Source organism: Agarivorans sp. Z349TD_8 (assembly GCF_050870825.2).
Taxonomy (GTDB): Bacteria; Pseudomonadota; Gammaproteobacteria; order Enterobacterales; family Celerinatantimonadaceae; genus Agarivorans.
Map to the genome: position 1 here is coordinate 771,355 of NZ_CP194037.2, position 17,658 is coordinate 789,012.

General features: G+C 45.8%; 15 protein-coding genes. 7 read left to right on the forward strand and 8 right to left on the reverse strand.

From position 1 onward, the window contains the following. Window positions 1-67: 67 nt before the first annotated feature. The 4 genes from ACRRS1_RS03380 (at window position 68) to ACRRS1_RS03395 (ending at window position 5,346) form a co-directional block, all read left to right on the forward strand. Window positions 68-1,186, forward strand: a complete 1,119-nt coding sequence (locus tag ACRRS1_RS03380; RefSeq protein WP_432454565.1) for an efflux RND transporter periplasmic adaptor subunit — start codon at window positions 68-70, stop codon at window positions 1,184-1,186. Continuing rightward, window positions 1,186-4,311: an efflux RND transporter permease subunit gene (locus ACRRS1_RS03385; protein ID WP_432468403.1), complete on the forward strand. Its 3,126-nt coding sequence runs from the start codon at window positions 1,186-1,188 to the stop codon at window positions 4,309-4,311. Before ACRRS1_RS03380 ends, ACRRS1_RS03385 begins: the two co-directional genes overlap by 1 nt. 323 nt (window positions 4,312-4,634) lie before the next feature. Further along, a complete protein-coding gene (locus tag ACRRS1_RS03390; RefSeq protein ID WP_432468402.1) occupies window positions 4,635-4,964 on the forward strand; it encodes a hypothetical protein in 330 nt (109 codons plus the stop codon). A gap of 46 nt (window positions 4,965-5,010) precedes the next feature. Then, entirely contained in the window at window positions 5,011-5,346 is a 336-nt protein-coding gene (locus ACRRS1_RS03395; RefSeq protein ID WP_432454562.1) for a hypothetical protein, read from the forward strand. A gap of 1 nt (window position 5,347) precedes the next feature. Here ACRRS1_RS03395 and ACRRS1_RS03400 read toward each other — a convergent pair whose 3' ends face one another. From ACRRS1_RS03400 to ACRRS1_RS03410, 3 genes are all read right to left on the reverse strand, one after another. Beyond that, the gene (locus ACRRS1_RS03400; RefSeq protein WP_432460894.1) at window positions 5,348-6,637 is read right to left on the reverse strand and encodes an NAD(P)/FAD-dependent oxidoreductase; all 1,290 of its coding nucleotides are present in this window, start codon (window positions 6,635-6,637) and stop codon (window positions 5,348-5,350) included. 381 nt (window positions 6,638-7,018) lie between these two features. Further along, entirely contained in the window at window positions 7,019-8,329 is a 1,311-nt protein-coding gene (locus ACRRS1_RS03405) for a diguanylate cyclase domain-containing protein (protein WP_432468400.1), read from the reverse strand. A gap of 212 nt (window positions 8,330-8,541) precedes the next feature. Then, entirely contained in the window at window positions 8,542-9,456 is a 915-nt protein-coding gene (locus tag ACRRS1_RS03410; RefSeq protein ID WP_432454559.1) for a hydrogen peroxide-inducible genes activator, read from the reverse strand. Window positions 9,457-9,681: 225 nt separating this feature from the next. Between ACRRS1_RS03410 and ahpC the strand changes: the two genes are divergently transcribed. Further along, on the forward strand, window positions 9,682-10,245 hold the full coding sequence (gene ahpC / locus ACRRS1_RS03415) for an alkyl hydroperoxide reductase subunit C (protein ID WP_432454558.1): 564 nt from the start codon (window positions 9,682-9,684) through the stop codon (window positions 10,243-10,245). A gap of 123 nt (window positions 10,246-10,368) precedes the next feature. Next, window positions 10,369-11,961, forward strand: coding sequence for an alkyl hydroperoxide reductase subunit F (gene ahpF, locus ACRRS1_RS03420; protein WP_432468398.1), 1,593 nt, complete (start codon window positions 10,369-10,371; stop codon window positions 11,959-11,961). Window positions 11,962-12,084: 123 nt separating this feature from the next. Here ahpF and ACRRS1_RS03425 read toward each other — a convergent pair whose 3' ends face one another. The 4 genes from ACRRS1_RS03425 to ACRRS1_RS03440 all read right to left on the reverse strand — a co-directional run bounded on the left by ACRRS1_RS03425 (window position 12,085) and on the right by ACRRS1_RS03440 (window position 15,301). Next, window positions 12,085-12,354, reverse strand: coding sequence for a hypothetical protein (locus ACRRS1_RS03425; RefSeq protein WP_432454556.1), 270 nt, complete (start codon window positions 12,352-12,354; stop codon window positions 12,085-12,087). 272 nt (window positions 12,355-12,626) lie between these two features. Continuing rightward, complete coding sequence (locus ACRRS1_RS03430; protein ID WP_432454555.1) at window positions 12,627-13,430, reverse strand: ABC transporter ATP-binding protein; 804 nt, start codon at window positions 13,428-13,430, stop codon at window positions 12,627-12,629. Beyond that, entirely contained in the window at window positions 13,427-14,329 is a 903-nt protein-coding gene (locus ACRRS1_RS03435) for an ABC transporter permease (protein ID WP_432454554.1), read from the reverse strand. Before ACRRS1_RS03435 ends, ACRRS1_RS03430 begins: the two co-directional genes overlap by 4 nt. 12 nt (window positions 14,330-14,341) lie before the next feature. Then, window positions 14,342-15,301: an ABC transporter substrate-binding protein gene (locus tag ACRRS1_RS03440; protein WP_432460899.1), complete on the reverse strand. Its 960-nt coding sequence runs from the start codon at window positions 15,299-15,301 to the stop codon at window positions 14,342-14,344. 388 nt (window positions 15,302-15,689) lie between these two features. On the opposite strand from ACRRS1_RS03440, the gene ACRRS1_RS03445 reads away from it, so the two are divergent. Further along, window positions 15,690-16,439: an endonuclease gene (locus tag ACRRS1_RS03445; protein WP_432464356.1), complete on the forward strand. Its 750-nt coding sequence runs from the start codon at window positions 15,690-15,692 to the stop codon at window positions 16,437-16,439. 120 nt (window positions 16,440-16,559) lie between these two features. On the opposite strand, the gene ACRRS1_RS03450 is transcribed toward ACRRS1_RS03445, so the two are convergent. Next, window positions 16,560-17,621 carry a ParB/Srx family N-terminal domain-containing protein gene (locus ACRRS1_RS03450; RefSeq protein ID WP_432468397.1) on the reverse strand — a complete coding sequence of 354 codons (1,062 nt, stop codon included), beginning with the start codon at window positions 17,619-17,621 and terminating at the stop codon, window positions 16,560-16,562. Window positions 17,622-17,658: the final 37 nt, after the last annotated feature.

Sequence of the window (17,658 nt, forward strand, 5' to 3'; positions counted from 1 at the left end):
ATGCCCTAGTCAATACTTACTTGTATACTTTGAGCCTATTTAGACCAAAGACAGGGAGTATTTGATTGTGTCTACAGGCGTAAAGGGTTTTTTGGCCGCTCGTCCTTATTGGCTTTCTATTGTGATTGTTGGCATCGTTGCGCTATGGATGTTTTCTGGTCAAGTCTCTAATTGGGAGCAGGGCAACGACAATCCGCAGCCTCCCATTGAACAAACGACACATCAACTGACTCGAGTCTTGGTTAAAACCTTTCAAGCTCAGCGCATCGAGCGGAACTTGTTGCTATATGGACAAACTGAAGCTAGTCGTCAGAGTACTATTTCTGCAGAGATCTCGGGTCGGCTGCTTGAGTTTTTAGTGGATGAGGGCCGACCAGTGAAACAAGGACAAGCCTTGGCTCGCCTCGATATTCAAGATCGCCGTTCTCAGTTATTGCGCGCTGAAGCCTTATTAGAACAGCGCCGGATTGAATACGAGGGTGTCAAAGCTTTAAGTAAAAAGGGCTTTCAAGGGAAAGCGCGAGTCGCCGAAGCGAAGGCTTCTCTGGTTGATGCCCAATCGATGGTGAAAACCCTCACCTTAGCCATCGACAATACTCTATTGCTGGCACCTTATGATGGAATTTTTGATGAAAATATAGTTGAGCAAGGTGCCTATTTGTCGATTGGCGATCCTATTCTTCGCTTAGCCGATACCCAACAACTTCGTGTGCGCACCGATGTGTCCGAGCGCGATATCGGGTTGTTGCAGCTTGGTCAAAGGGCGCATGTGAGCTTGGTTACCGGCGAACAGGTAGAAGGGCTTATCGATTTCATCGCCAGTATTTCTAATCCCAATACCCATACTTTTAAAGTTGAGGTATTAATTGATAATCAGCAGCATCTTTTAAAGGCTGGGGTGAGTGCGAGTGTGCGTTTTCCTTTGCTTGAAGTGGAGGCGATAAAGGTGAGTCCAGCGGTATTAGCGCTAGATGATGAGGGCAACCTTGGGGTGAAAACGGTGCGCGACTCAGTGGTGCAGTTTGTTCCTGCTCAGCTAGTTCGCTCAGATCCTGATGGTGCTTGGCTATCGGGTTTTAGCGGTGATAATGAGGTGATAGTGCTGGGCCAAGGGTTTGTGAGTGCAGGAGATAAAGTAGAAGCGGTCTCTCAGCTTGAGTCGTTGGCGCAACCGGAGGCAAACTAATGCATAGCTTTATCGAGGCCATACTGTCACGCACTCGTACGGTGATCTGCTTGTTGGTATTTTTATTTATTAGTGGCACCGTCACTTATATCAACATTCCTAAAGAGTCGGATCCCGACGTTGAGATCCCGTTTATTTATGTTTCTATCCCGCATGACGGCATTTCACCCGAAGATGCCGAGCGCTTATTGCTGCGGCCTATGGAGCAAGCTTTACAGGGTTTAGAAGGTATCAAAGAAATGAAGGCAGTTGCCAGTGAAGGCTTCGCTTCGGTCGCTTTAGAGTTTGTGGTTGGGGTTGAGATTGACCAAGCTTTAGCCGATGTGCGGGCGAAAGTCGACGAAGCCAAACCGAACCTGCCCGATGGGGGGGAAGAGCCTGAAGTTCATCAAGTTACGCTTGCGACCGAACAGCCAGCGGTCACTGTATTGTTATCGGGAGACTTGCCACAACGAGCCTTGTTAAGCATTGCTCGTGACTTGCAAGATCGAATGGAAGCGATGAAACAGGTGCTGGAAGTGAACATTGGTGGCGATCGCGAAGATTTTTTGGAAGTAATCGTCGATCCTTTGCTGATGGAGTCCTATGGCTTGGATCAGGCCGATATTGGTTCCTTGGTGAGTCGGAATAATCGTTTAGTGACCGCTGGGACTTTAGATACGGGAAGTGGCCGTTTTTCAGTGAAAGTTCCTTCGGTGTTCGAAACTGTGAAGGATTTGATCGATTTACCAATTAAGGTGGATGGTGATCGCATCGTAACTTTTGGCGATGTTGCCAGCGCTCGACGTACTTTTAAGGATGCGAGCAGTTATGCCCGGGTTAATGGAAAACCAACCATCTCCTTGGAGGTTAGTAAACGTCCCGGTGAAAACTTGATCGAAACCATCGAGCAAGTGAAAACCCTGATTGCCGAAGAGCGCAAGCTATGGCCTGATTCGGTGGTGGTGGACTATGCTGGCGATCAATCAAAAGATATTCGGACCATGTTGTCGGACCTGCAAAATAATATTTTGTCGGCAGTATTGTTGGTGGTGGTGGTGATTATCGCGGTGATGGGTTTGCGTTCGGCACTGCTGGTGGGGATTGCTATTCCGGGTTCTTTTCTGGCTGGGATCTTGGTTCTGTCACTGGGTGGGCTCACCATTAATATGGTGGTGCTGTTTTCACTGATCATGGCGGTAGGGATGCTGGTGGATGGTGCCATTGTGGTTACCGAGTTTGCCGATCGGCAAATGAGTGAGGGGGTTCCGCGTCATCAAGCTTATTCTTTGGCATCGCAACGCATGGCTTGGCCGATCATTGCTTCCACCGCTACCACTCTTGCGGCGTTTGCCCCCTTGCTGGCTTGGCCAGGAATTAGGGGACAGTTTATGGGATATTTACCGTTGACCTTGATTGCGACGCTGAGTGCATCATTGGTGATGGCATTAATTTTTGTGCCTTCTTTAGGCAACATCTTTGGTCGCCCGCGCAGCTTGAGTCATCAACAACAGCAAGCATTGATTAATGCAGACCTCGGGAAATGGCAGCAACTCGCAGGCATGACTGGCTGGTACTTACGAATATTAAACAAGGCGGTAAGTGCGCCTTGGCGGGTTTTATTATTGAGTATTGTAATTGCTGGGGTGGTGCTCTTTACTTATGTGCGAGCCGGTAAAGGTTTCGAGGATTTTCCCAAGGTTGAACCCGTGGGCTTTAATATTATTGTTCGCTCTTATGGTGATTTCTCGACTGATGAAAAGCTGGAAATCATGAAAAGAGTCGAGCGTCGGATCATCGATATTGAAGATTACGATACGCTCTACAATAAGGTTGGTGGCGATCAACTGGGTAATATCCGGGTGAACCTAAAAGATTGGGATCAACGTCGGCCGGCGGAGGAGGTGATTGCCGATATGCAGGCTCGCCTAGCCCCCTTGGCGGGTTTAGAAATTGAATTTCCTCAAGACAAGGCGGGTCCACCCGTAGGCAAGGATATTCAGTTGGAATTGAGTTCGCGTTTTCCAGAACGTTTAGCCCCCATGGCGAAAAAGATCCGTGCACTGATTGATAATAATCCACATCTGGTGAACGCCGAAGATTCGAGCACCAAGCCAGGTATTGAATGGCAGCTGAAGGTGGATCGCGCTAAGGCCGCACGGTTTGGTGCGGATGTGACTCTCCTGGGTAATACCGTTCAGTTTGTGACCAATGGTTTGAACATTGGTGAATACCGCCCCGATGATGTTGATGATGAACTGGAGATAAGAGTACGCTTCCCTGAAGAAAATCGTAGCATTAGTCGTTTAAGTGAGTTGCGGGTAAAAACCGCCTATGGTCTTGTTCCGATGACCAATTTTGTGTCTTTGGAAGCGAAGCCCAAGCAAGACGTGATCAATAAGGTCGATGGCCGACAAGTGCTTACCGTGAGTGCAGATATGGCGGAAGGGCAGAACTTAAGTTTAGAATTACCTAAATTACGAAAGCAATTGGAGCAATTGCAGCTCGATCCTTTGGTCGATATCCGGGTGCGGGGTCAGAATGAAGATCAACAAGAAAGCATGGAGTTTTTAGTGAAAGCTTTTGTGGTCGCCTTATTTGTAATGGCGCTGATTTTGATTACTCAGTTCAATAGTTTTTATCAGGCATTTTTGATCCTCTCTGCGGTGTTATTTTCCACCGTGGGAGTATTACTTGGCTTGTTAATAGCAGGGCAAGCCTTTGGCATTATCATGAGTGGCATAGGGGTGATTACCCTTGCCGGGATTGTGGTAAACAATAATATCGTATTGATTGATACCTATAACGTGTTGCGTGCCCAGGGGCTGCCTGTGCAGGAGTCGATTATGCGGACGGGCGCTCAACGTTTACGGCCAGTGATGTTAACGACTATCACCACGATCTTGGGTTTAATGCCGATGGTGTTGCAGCTGAACATCGATCTGTTTGAGCGAAGCATTCAATTTGGTGCGCCGTCATCACAATGGTGGTCTCAGTTGGCCACTGCGGTGGCTGGAGGCTTAACTTTTGCGACCTTATTAACTTTGATCCTCACTCCATGTTTGTTGATGTTGGGACAAGTTGTGCCGCGGCAGTTGCGGGCTTTGACTGGCCGAGTTAAGCCTGTTAAGGCTGAAGTTCGCTAAGTTGTGCGGCCTAAAGTATCTTGTTAGTTCCAGAGATTCGCGTTACCGACTATAGCGCGAATCGCTTGATATGCTCCCTTCTAAGACACATCTTGAGCTGTAAGATAGTGATGACGATTTTCGTTTTCTCTTGTTTTTCGGTCGGTCGTTTATTTTTTTGCAATATGAGCTTCTGGTTATCCGGATAGGATTTTAATTATCTGCCAGGTAAGATTTGATTCATCAATCGTCATTTGTTTAGGTATTGCCAGCAATACGTCCTGTGCGAAGGCGGAAGAATCGTTTAAATTGTAAACCTTAGGTTTGAAAGTTCGCAGATCATCGTGAGTGGAATGTTTGTTGAGTCGCTCTCTATCGCAGTGATTATGATTAATTATCAACGTATTATCATTAATTATCAACGTTTTATGATTTTTCTGTTCAACTATGGTTTTCCCAAAGGTGGGTATTCGATTGGTTCCTGTTCGAGCTGTAAAAGTTGTGCTGAAAGGCTCTCTCCACCCATGGTCTCCAAGCGCCATCCTCAAGGAAAGGTTGTTTTTACCGCCTTACAAAAAGGACTTGGGGGAACTGCGTCAGCAAGGTTTAATCAGCCGGGCCTTAAAGGCATGTGGCATGATCTATCAGCGAGTTTCGAATTGGAAAGTGACTAACTAAGTCATTGGTTTTTTATACGCATTATCATGAGTGAGAGGAACCGTGAAAAAAACGACAAAGGCCCTGCTGTGGTCGGCTTTGATTTTTCCAGGTTTGGGCCATTACTACTTAAAAAAATATTTGAGTGGCAGTGTATTACTAGGGCTCGCGCTTGCTGCTTTTTATTATTTGAGCCGTCAGGCAATTCAGAGAGCAACGCAAGTGAGCGAGCAAATTCTTAATGGGAGTGTGCCTTTGGATGCAGCTACGATTGCCAAGTTGGTGACTCAAGCTCCTACGGGAAGCGATGCAGTGATGTTAAATATTGCAACGCTGCTCTTAGGGGCATGTTGGCTGGTCGCGTTACTTGATATTTATCGCCTGCGGCGAAGTTTGTAATTTAGCGATAATGCTCCAACATTTTGTAGTACAGCATACCGATGGCTAAAGCTTGATTGCCAAACCACTCGTTGAGTGGGATCCGAAATTGTTTCATGGCACTAAAGGCGTCAAATTCGCTTAAATGACCACTGATCGCGTTAGCCATGATTTCACCCATGATATGGGAGGTGGCAAGCCCATGTCCGGAGTAGCCTTGGCAATAAAATACATGAGGTGATACTTTGCCTAACTGTGGTATTCGATTGAGCACGATACCCGCAGTACCAGTCCACTCAAACTCGATATCAATGCCTTTTAAGCGGGGGAAAGTATGCTCCAAGGCTGGCCTTAGCTCAGCGGCAACACTTTTTGAGTCTCGTCCAGAATAGTTGGTTCCACCACCAAACATCAGCCGCTTATCTGCGGTTAAACGATAGTAATCAAGAACAAAACGACAATCGTATACGGCGACATCATGCGGATTTATCAACTTCGCTAACTGGTCACCGAGTGGCACGGTTGCCATATTGCCTAAGGAGGCTGGAAACAGCAATCCTCGCAGCTGTTTACGGGCTAGGTGATGATAAGCGTTACCGGCAATTAGCACCGAGTCGGCGTTGATCCGTCCCTGCTCACAGACCACCGTGCAGGGCTCTGCTTCAATAATCTCAAGTACTTTACTGTGTTCGAATATCTGTACGCCTAAGTTTGCAGCAGCATGTGCTTCGCCGATACACAGATTGAGTGAATGTAGGTGCATGTTCCGTTTGTTTAAGAGGCCGCCGTGATAAATCGACGAGCCCAAATAGTCGGGGATCTGTTCGGCATTCAATAATTGCATATCGTCGCCCATTCCGCGTTGTTCTGCCTGTTGAAACATAGCTTGCAATTCAGGGAGATGAGCGGGTTTATAAGCCGTTTGCAGGTGGCCATATTTTAGGTCGCAATCTATGCCGTATTTAGCGACCCGATCTTGAATGATTTGGTGACCTCGCCAGCGTAAGTTCCAGACGTATTTTTCGGCTTCTTCGCCAATCTGATGACGCAATTGCTTGGTCATGGCTTGATCCCCAGACAGACTGCCGGTGACTTGACCGCCGTTACGTCCGCTGGCTCCCCAGCCAATTTTATTGGCTTCAACTAGCGCCACTTTATAGCCTTTTTCGGCAAGCTCTAGTGCTGTCGCTATCCCCGTAAAGCCGCCGCCAATAATTGCAATATCTACGCTTAATTCCCCTGTCAATATGGGGTAGTTGGTTTCATGTTTGATGGTTGCCGAATAATAGGAATTACAGCGAGCTTGAGACATGACGAAACATCCTTGTGAGTAGCTTTCTATAGTGTGTTGTGCTGTCTATCTAAGTAAAAATCTAACATTGCTTGGGGATGTAAGTAAAATGTAAATAAAAATATAGAGTTTATGCTTGCTTGTTGGTTTTTTTGACTGTGGTTTGGAGTCTTGTTGGTTTAGGATCGGTGGAATATCTGGCTGACTTTAGCAGTCAGCAATACTGGAGATGGCGTATTCTATGTACTCTGACTAGCTTTGAGGATCCCCTCTCTCTAGGAACTGCACTGGCCTACATTTATTTATGTTTGTGATTGTTGAGGGATAAGCCGAACGGAAGCATGCTAGCATGCTTGGGAGCTCTGAATAGATTGGCGTCTTCCATTCTGCTAACTTTAGCCATTAGTTCTCATCTTGCAAAGGCAGCGACTCGTGTTTGCTGCCAAATTGAAATTTATTTTTGCCACGACGTTTCGCTTGATACATGGCTTGATCGGCGATGTGTAATAATTCATCCATATTGTTAGCATGGTCGGGGAATAGCGCAATTCCTAAACTTGCGCCAATCTCGTGGGATGTGGCTGCAACTTCGATGGGTTTAGATAATTTGTTGAGAACTTTGATTGCCATCAGCTCCGCTTCTTGAGGGGGCTCGGTGCAGAGTTCTAATCCTTGTAAAATCATGACAAATTCGTCACCACCAATGCGAGCGATAAAGTCGGTTTTTCTTAAGGTATGGCGTAATCTGTTGGCGGTTGCGGTTAATACTTGGTCGCCGCGGTGATGACCATAGTTATCATTAATGTCTTTAAATTTATTTAAATCGATGAAAATCAGCGCAACGCGACTCTGTTCAGCTTTGGCTTGGTTGATGGCTTTGGCTAACTTTTCTTCTAACTCAAGTCGATTTGGTAAACCGGTTAAGGTATCGATATGCGCCAACTTCATTAACTCATTTTCGGCATTTTTCTCTTCGGTGATATCACGTACCACCCCCATCATTTTTGCTACTTTGCCATTTTTATCGTTCACCACATTGCCCGTTTCGCGGACCCAGCGAATACTGCCGTCGGGCCACACCACTCGATATTCTTCGTCGTGATTTTCGCCAGTTTCGATGCAGCGTTGTTCACCAGCTTTCACTCTTTCTCGGTCTTCGGGATGCACACAATTACAAAATAATTGGTAACTAGGCTGTATTTCGTCGACTTTATAACCAAACATGGCATAAATTGCATCCGACCAATACAGTTGCTCGGTATTCACATCCCAGTCCCAAGTGCCGATGCGGGCAAAGTATTGGCTACGTTTAAAACGTTCCACTTCTTCTGGTTGTGCTTGTCCCAATTGATCTGAGTGGAGTATATATAAACGGTTACCGTCGGCTTGAATGATGAGTGTCAGTTCAAATTCTAAGTGCTCATTTGTGGCTAACAAACCATAGCTTTGACGTGTTTGATTGGCTGCCAAGTGTTCAATGTTGGGAAGAATCGTGCTGATAGCCTGACCAATGACCTTCGTCTTGATATTTAATAAATGAATAGATGGTTGATTCATATACAGGATCTGGCCCTGCTCGCTGGTTAATATTAAACCTTCAGCTAGGCTGGCGAGAATGCTTTCTTGACGCAGTTGTTGCTGTTTGAGTTTTCGGTAAGCACCGAAGCTGACAACAAGCAGCAAGGACATTAAACATAGAAATAAATAGGTCATAAACGCTTTATATTCCGTTAGTTAAGACTGCATTTATTGGAAGAGTTATGAACACATATTTTCAGTATGCTGCAGTATACCTGCTCTCTTCATTCTCATTTTTACGGCTTGTGTGACACTTGCTAGTGAATTATTTGTCCCGTTATGCAAAGCAGTCTCTTCCTTGTTGAAATGATTGTGCTTATCGATGGACGTCATTTGTGAGCCTCGGTTCAACAGCGTTCATGCTGTTGGAAATGACTGGTGAGTTTATCGTGCATAAAGCTGCCTAATCGTTCGATGTTATTTACTGAAGGATAGTTGGGGCGTACCACAAAGGCGATTTCTCGATGGGGGCCTTTTTCATCGAGGCGCACCGAGGCCAGAGAAGGGCGATGTTGTACCAAGCTTTCTAAGGCCATTTGTGGCAACAAGGTGGTGCCCATTTTACTAACCACTAATTCGATCAGCGTATTTAGGCTGGTGCCACTGAGGCTATGGCCCGCATCTGATGAGATATTACAGGCCGACAGTACATGATCTTTTAAACAATGCCCTTCTTTGAGCAACATTAAATTAGATTGTTGCATTTCTTTGGCTCTGACTGTGGCTTGGGTGGTCATTTTATTGTCTTTATGGGCGATCCAATAAAAATCTTCTTGCCAGAATGGAAAGTGCAATAAGTTCTGACATGGATAGGGAAGCGCTAAAATCGCAGCATCGAGCTTACCGTTAGTGACTTCCGAGACCAATTGCTGAGACTGATCCTCTATTACGGTGAGTTCTAACTGTGGATAGGTTTCCAGCAACGAAGGCAATACTAAGGGGAGCAGATAAGGCGCAATGGTTGGGATCACGCCAATCGACATTGGCGTGCTTAGTGGGTTTTGAGTGGACTCGACTAGTTTGCCGATGTCGCCCATTTGCAATGAAATTGCTCGCGCTTTCTCTAGTAGTTGTTTTCCCAAGGGGGTGACCAGTACTTTTTTGTTGTCTCGCTCAAATACCTGAAAGCCAAGTTTACGTTCCATATCGGTGATGGCAGTGCTTAAGGCCGATTGAGAGACTGCGCAAGCATCGGCGGCATTCTTAAAATGCAAATGCTGTTCAATGGCCAGCGCGTAATGAATTTGCTTCAAGGAGATCATAGATATACCGCTCTCTATTTAAAATTTGAGTCACCAATACAGCGACCTTCAAGTGATTTGATGATTCACTATATTTTCAAATATTCAATATGCGTTCTAAAAAACAGAAGGTCAACTTCAATTTTTCCAACTGTAACCGAAGCTCGATCCGAGACATTATAGCTTCACTGCCAAGGCGGCAGACCAAATTAACTAATAACAACTCATTATGACTGGAGAAATTAAATGTCTGTAATTAACACTGAAATCAAACCTTTTAACGCAAGTGCTTTTAAACAAGGTGAATTCATCGAGGTAAGTGACGCGGATCTAAAAGGCAAATGGGCGGTCTTCTTCTTCTATCCAGCTGACTTTACCTTTGTTTGTCCAACTGAGCTAGGCGACGTGGCTGACTACTACGACGAATTTCAATCTCGTGGCGTAGAAATTTACTCGGTTTCAACCGATACCCACTTCACGCACAAAGCGTGGCACGATTCTTCAGAAACCATTGGTAAAATCCAATACACCATGATTGGTGACCCAAATGGCGCGATTACACGTAACTTTGAAGTCATGCGTGAAGCACAAGGCTTAGCTGACCGTGGTACCTTCATCGTTGACCCTGACGGCATCATCCAAGCGGTAGAAATCACTGCTGAAGGGATTGGCCGTAACGCTGAAGACTTACTGCGCAAAGTGAAAGCTGCCCAATATGTGGCTGCTCACCCAGGTGAAGTATGTCCAGCTAAATGGAAAGAAGGTGAAGCGACGCTTGCGCCATCTTTAGACCTAGTCGGCAAAATCTAATGGTAATGATTCGCAGCCTTCGCGAATCAAGACGAGTCGGGGCCAGATGTTCGGCCCTGATAATTATTGAATTTGTTGCTTGAGCCAATAGGGCTTAACGACGCAAACATCAGGAGACTTATTGTGCTTACTCAACAAATCTTAGACGCTTTAAAACAATACACGGCATCCATGCAAAACAGCGTGAATCTTGTGATTCAAACTGGTCAGCATAGTAAACGACAAGAATTAGTGGACTATCTTACTGGGATCAGTGGCGTAAGCGAACAGCTTAGCATTGAACAGCGAGATACCCAGGGCGAGCTTCGCAGCCCACTTAGCTTTACCCTTGAAGCAGATGGAGAAGCCACTGGTATTCAATTTTCAGGTATTCCAGGCGGCCATGAATTTAATTCCTTGGTGTTGGCTATTTTACATAGTTCTGGTACGGCGATTCGCTTAGATGAGCGTTTGAAGTCGACCATTGCCAACATCAAAGACAAATTACACTTTGAAGTTTTTGTTAGCCTAAGCTGTCATAACTGTCCTGAAGTGGTTCAGGCATTAAACCAATTTGCGCTGCTGAATCCGAATATTAGCAGTGAAATGATTGATGGCGGTTTATACCCCGATTTAATTAAGACTCGCGACATTCAAGGTGTGCCCTCGGTCTACCTAAATGGTGAATTATTTGCCAATGGTAAGGTGGATGCAGCCGAGCTAGTAGACAAGTTGTTAGCCTTATACCCAGAGGCAGCTAAAGGCAGCGCTGCTGAGGCGCTTCCTTTACAAGATGTCACGGTGATTGGCGGTGGCCCTGCGGGTGCTAGTGCCGCTATTTACAGTGCTCGCAAGGGCTTAAAAGTGACCTTAATTGCCGATCGTTTGGGCGGTCAGGTAAAAGATACTATGGGCATTGAAAACTTAATTTCGGTGTCTAAAACCACCGGCCCTGAGCTTGCAGGTGCCTTACAAGCACATATGAATGATTACGAGATCACCACCAAAGAACATATTCGAGTCACAGAGGTGATAGATCTAGGGGATCGTAAAAAGTTGCTATTGAGCACTGGTGAAGAAATTGAAACCAAAACGCTTATTTTAGCCACTGGTGCTCGCTGGCGTGAACTGGGCGTGCCGGGTGAGAAAGAAAACATCGGCAATGGCGTGGCCTACTGTCCTCACTGTGATGGCCCCTTCTTTAAGGGCAAAGATGTCGCAGTGGTTGGTGGCGGTAACTCCGGTATCGAAGCAGCACTCGATTTAGCCAATATCGTGAAATCGGTCACCGTGTTTGAATTTATGCCTGAACTGCGTGCAGACCAAGTGTTGGTAGATAAGGCAGAAGCTACCGCAAATATTCAAATTCGGCGTAATGTTGCCACCAAACAGGTGCTTGCAGAGAACGGTAAAGTTACCGCGCTTGAGTATCAAGAACGCGACGGTGGTGAAGTACAGCAGCAGCACTTACAGGGCATTTTTGTGCAGATTGGACTGGTACCCAACAGTCAGTTTGTCAGCTCGGTGGTCGATACCACGGCGCGCGGTGAGATTATAATTGATGAAAAATGTCAAACTTCGGTCCCCGGGATCTATGCCTGCGGTGATGTGTCTACAGTGCCTTACAAGCAAATTGTAGTGGCTATGGGCGAAGGTGCTAAAGCTTCTTTAGCGGCCTTTGAATACTTACTCACTGCACCTAGTAGTGATGAAGAACAACAAAAACAAGTTGCATAAACACTCATTTCCCTGAGTCTTGGGCTGGCTTTGCCAGTCCTTTTTTTTGCCTGAGCAATGGGTAATAAGCAAATCTTTTGTTGAACATTGATTAGCAACTATTGGTGCTATACAGCCGCGTAATTAAAAGAAACGCAATTGACCTTGGATGGAAAGCAAGCCAATGATAAGCAGATAGATAAATAGCACCACCCAGTTATATGAACGAAAGTAAGAGTGCGGATCAGTTTGATAAATTAAGGTCGAACGATAAACAGTATACCCAGCCGCAATAGAACACCATGAAATGGCTAAATAATGCCCGGCTTCGATTGCTGTGGGCCATATTTCTAAAACTGAGTTTGCCAGGCAAATGACACCACCAAGCCATATCAGTCGCCCTAATATTTTCATTAAACTCTCCCTCCTTGCTTCGTCACACAACGAGCAACTAACTGATTATTAAACTTTTACTATGTATCAGTAGACTCGGACAATCAATAACAATGATTGACTACTGAATCATGCGAACACTTGTGTAAAGAAAGGATTCAACAAATGTGAAGAAACAATTGTTGATTAATCGGTGAAGCGTATAGAAAAAGGAGGGGAATAAGTGCTGGAGGAACAGCCAGCGAAGCGCCAAGGCCCTTCGCTGGTTTAAGTTTCGCGATGAATCGTCAAACTTAGCTGCCTAACAATAACTTGTCGTCGTCTAGCTCGGTATCATCGTTACGCGCCTTGGCAAACAGTTCTAGTAAGTCTTTTACTTCACTGTTAGCGCGGGTCTCGCCAGATAAATCAAACACAATTTTGCCTTCATGTAGCATGATGGTGCGCGAGCCATAATCCAATGCTTGACGCATCGAATGGGTCACCATCATCACCGTCAGTTGCTTTTCGGCAATAATTTGTGAAGATATATCCATGATCAAGGCCGCCGTTTTTGGATCGAGTGCCGCGGTATGTTCATCCAATAGCAGGATACTGCTGGGTTGCAAGGCCGACATCAGCAAACTTACCGATTGTCGTTGACCACCCGATAACAAACCCATTTCGGCATCTAAGCGATTTTCTAGACCTAGATTAAGACGACTCAACTGCTCGCGAAACAATTTGCGCAAGGATGAGTTGAGCGCTGTACTCAGCTTGCCACGACTGCCCCTCCCGTAAGCCAAAGCCATGTTTTCTTCAACCGTGAGCGTACCACAGGTGCCGGCCAAGGGATCTTGAAATACTCGGGCAATATCTTTGGTGCGTCCAGTGGCTGGTAGGGAAGTCACATTGCGTTCATCGAAAAATATCTTGCCCTTGTGGGAAGATACGTCTCCAGCAATGGCATTGAGCAAGGTTGACTTACCTGCACCGTTAGAGCCAATCACGGTTACAAATTGACTTTGAGGAATGGTTAAATCGATGCCCCTCAATGCCAGTTTTTCGGTGGGTAAACCGCGATTAAAGGTAACGTGTAAATTTTCACAAAGGATCATTGGCTGGCCTCCTTGGCGCGTTTGGCTTTCCACTCGTTACGTAACTGCGGAAAGATTAAGGCAAGTCCAACTAACACCGCGGTAATCAGGTTTAAGTCGGAGGCGGTGAAGCCAAGGAAATCAGCGTTTAAGGCCATCGATACCGCCACCCGATAAAGTAAAGAGCCAACAATACAGCTCAATATAATCACTAACATTGAGCGGCTGGCAAACAAGGATTGACCAATAATCACTGCCGCTAAACCCACCACAATGGTACCAATGCCCATGGTGGAATCAGCAAAGCCGTTGGTTTGGGCGAATAGGCCGCCCGCTAAGCCAACTAAGCCATTGGATAATGCCAAGCCCACATAGACTTTTTCTTTCACCACTATCCCATTGGCTTGTGCCATGCGGGGATTAGCCCCGACTGCGCGCATGGCTAGGCCATATTGGGTATTTAAAAACCAAGCGACAGCGATGCCAGCAAGTACCGCGCATACTGCGACAAAAATCACCTTGAGATACATGTTATCCAGGCCCAAACCTTCAAAAGGTGTGAGCACCGTTGGTTCCATAATCAAGGCAACATTTGGTTTGCCCATCACCCTCAGATTAATGGTGTATAGGGCGGTCATGGTAAGAATACTGGCCAGCAAGTGTAAAATGTTAAAACGCAAGTTGAGCCATGCCGTAACTAAACCGGCACAAGCTGCCGCAAGGGTTCCAATGAGTGTGGCGAGGTAGGCATTTACCCCCATCACAATCAGTGAAGCGGTGACTGCCGCACCTAAGGTAAAACTACCGTCTACGGTGAGATCGGGAAAGTCTAAAATGCGGAAAGTCAAATAAACACCGATGGCGACCAACCCGAAGATAAAGCCGATTTCAAGGGTGCCTAAAAATGCAAACATTGACATTATATGGCCTTATTATTTGAAGATCTTATTGGCGCGCTTAAGCACACTCGCTGGAACCTCAATCCCCATGCGTTGGGCGATTTTAGGGTTCACATAAAGATCGGTGCCTTCGGCCATTTTTACATCGATGTTGCCAGGTTTTTCGCCTTGCAAGATGCGTAGTACAATTTCACCAGTTTGATGGCCTAAGTCGGCGTAGTTATAACCGACAGCTGCAACCGCACCTCGTTCTACCGAAGCTGTATCTGCGGCAAATACTGGGATTTTTGCATCGATCCCTACTTTTACTACCGATTCAAAGGCGCTAATAATGGTGTTGTCGGTGGAGCAGTAGATGGCATCAGCTTTACCCACAAGCTGTTTGCTGGCGATCATCACGTCTGAAGATTTAGGTGCAGCCGATTCGATCACTTCGATACCCATGGCAGCAGCGGCTTCGGTCATCGCTTTTACAATTGCCACAGAGTTCGCTTCGCCTGGATTGAAAGGAATGCCCAAGCGTTTGATATTAGGCATAAATTCTTTGATTAGTTCGAGCTGTTGTTGAACGTTAACCATGTCGCTTAGGCCAGTCACATTGCCACCGGGTTTGATTAGGCTAGGGACAACTTTTGCACCAATTGGGTCGGTGACTACCGAAAATACCACCGGAATGTTTTTACTGGCACTCACTGCGGCTTGCGCTGAGGGGGTGGCGATGGCCACGATGACATCGGGTTGGTCGCCTACCATTTTACGAGCAATTTGCGAAGCAATTGCTGGTTGACCTTGGGCGCTTTCATAGGTGAATTTAAGTGCATCACCGCTGTAGCCATTTTCTGCCAAGTATTCTTTCACGCCATCGCGTACGGCGTCTAAGGCTGGGTGTTCAACAATGGCGGTGGTGGCAACATATACCTGTTTCGCTTGAAGGGGGATACAGATCATTGCAGCGGAAAGCAGCATGGTTTTAAGCGCAGCATGTAGCTTCATCAATTCGTCCTTTTTAATTGTATTTGCGTTGTATTTGCATAGCTCGCTAGTGTACTCCACCGTTTAAGCGCTGCAAACCGCTAGTCTCTTTAAACTGCCAGCTAGACCGTGATTAAGCACATTTTGTGGTGATTATTCATGTTTAGTTGCGCAAATGGTGACTGTTCGAGCTTAATAAAGGGTCTCATTTTTTAGATTAAGTTGTGGTTATTGCTATTATTGTTGGTTTTATCAACTGGGTTGTGGTTTCATCGCCTTAGTTTTATGCGACATTTTGTGGAATAAACCGTATAAAATTTATATCATTTAATGATTAAATTTGGGCTCATCATTGCCAATAGCGGTGGATTGTTAGCCCGCCAACTCGTGACCATAAGATAACCAAGCCTTGAATCGATATTTCTCCCTTTTTCGCCCTTTTGTATGGTGGCTGCTACTACTTGTTTCTAGCTCGGTGTTTGCCGATGGTAATCTCACCATAGAGTCATTTAGTAAGGCAAAGCGCTTATTACTTGAAAAGGTCTATGTTGAGCCTTCCGACAGGAAGACCCTGTATTGTGAAGCTCGGTTTGATAGTCAACGCAAATTGACGCTGGATCGAGGTTTCTCAAGTCCAAAATATAAAAATCGCTTGGCTAAATACGAAACTGAGCACGTGGTGCCAGCAGAAAATTTTGGCCGTAGTTTTGTGGCGTGGCGGGAAGGTCATCCTTTGTGTGTTAACTCAAAGGGCAAAGCCTATAAAGGGCGAAAATGTGCTGAAAAGGTTAATGCTGAGTACCGTTTGATGCAGGCTGATCTGTATAATTTGTTCCCAGCGATTGGTGCGGTGAATGCCAGTCGCTCTAATTATAACTTCACTCTACTTAGCAGTAATGCTTCCAGTTTTGGCTCTTGTGATATGCGGATCAAAAATCGCAAGGTTCAGCCTCCGGAGTCTGCGCGCGGACAAATTGCCAGAAGTTACTTATATATGGAAGCGAGTTACCCCAAATATAAGATGAGCGCGAGTCAACGACAGTTAATGCAAGCCTGGAATAAGCAATATCCAGTCAGTGGTTTTGAATGTAAACGCGCAGCAAGAATTCAACAAGTGCAGCACAATGTGAACCCGGTATTGCACAAGCTATGTGGTTGATTAACCAAGTGCATCACCATCAGAGTAATTCAGGCTAAAGGTTTTGCTCTGATTGCTTAAGAGTTGATGCTGACAGCAGCATGATAAGCGGATATTGATATAGCAAAGCAGTCGCATGGCTTAGTGGCAAAGCTCTGTTAATAAGCCGGGGTGTTGGTAGCTTAAGGCGTAGCCGAGCTTACCCAGATGTTTTTTCTTGCCTTTACAAAGTAATTGCTTAAAGCGTTTAGAGCTCTGTTTGTTCCAAGCTTTTTTTTGTCCCAGTTGTTGGGCGCTGTAGTGGCTTTGGGCGATGACTTTATCGGGTGCATAGGCCAGCATCTGTCTTGCAACTTGTTCTATTTTAGCGAGATAGTAGTCGCTATCGCTTAAACGAGCTGGGTCAATGGAGATGTCTTCTGCCAGCGTTTGTCCCCAATGAAATTCTAGAAAATTAATTGGAGCTGCCAGTGTTTTATCCCAGCCTATGCCATTGGCAAAATAGACTAGGGAGCGAAAAGCTTGGTTGGCCAAAAATTGCCGACCCACATGTTTTGGCATGTCTTGGTAATCTATTGCTGCGCCCTTAACACTAAACTGCCAACTATTGTTACTACTAGCGAGATCTTGCCAAAATTGCGCCATTGGAGTTTTGGTTTGGATGCTTGGCTTTGACCAATTCTCTTGAATTTTTACCAGTACCGGCATGTTTGCACCTCCTCTGCGCATATCCATAAAAGTGCTAAAGGTATGGTGACCATCGGTCAGGTAAAGTTGGCCGTCGGGTGCGACGATGGCTGTTTTTATATCACTGGAGCGGCTGACTAATGCTTGTGAGCAGCTGAAGCTAGCTGGCTGCAAAGGGGAAGACTGTGCATTCCATTTTACTTTGTTGCTGCTTGCCCCATAAGACTCACAAATTTCTTGATACATCTTTTGTGGTTCGGCTTGGTAGCGCCCCAATTTGTAATTCACTTGGTCATGGCCAATTAGCGCCTGAGTGGGACGTAAATCCCCAAGCTTAATCCAGCGAAATTGGCCTTTTTCAAAGTCGAATGGTTTGGTTTGTAGATCGGTTTTAAGCGAAGCTAAATAGGGATCACTCTGGCTTATTTTTGCTTGGCAAGCGGTGCTTAATAAGGCCGCAAACAAAGCAATGGCAAGCCCCCATGGGGCGTGTGATTTTGGTGAAATCAATACCATGGTGTAATCTCCATTCCTTTTAAGCCAAGTAAGTTAC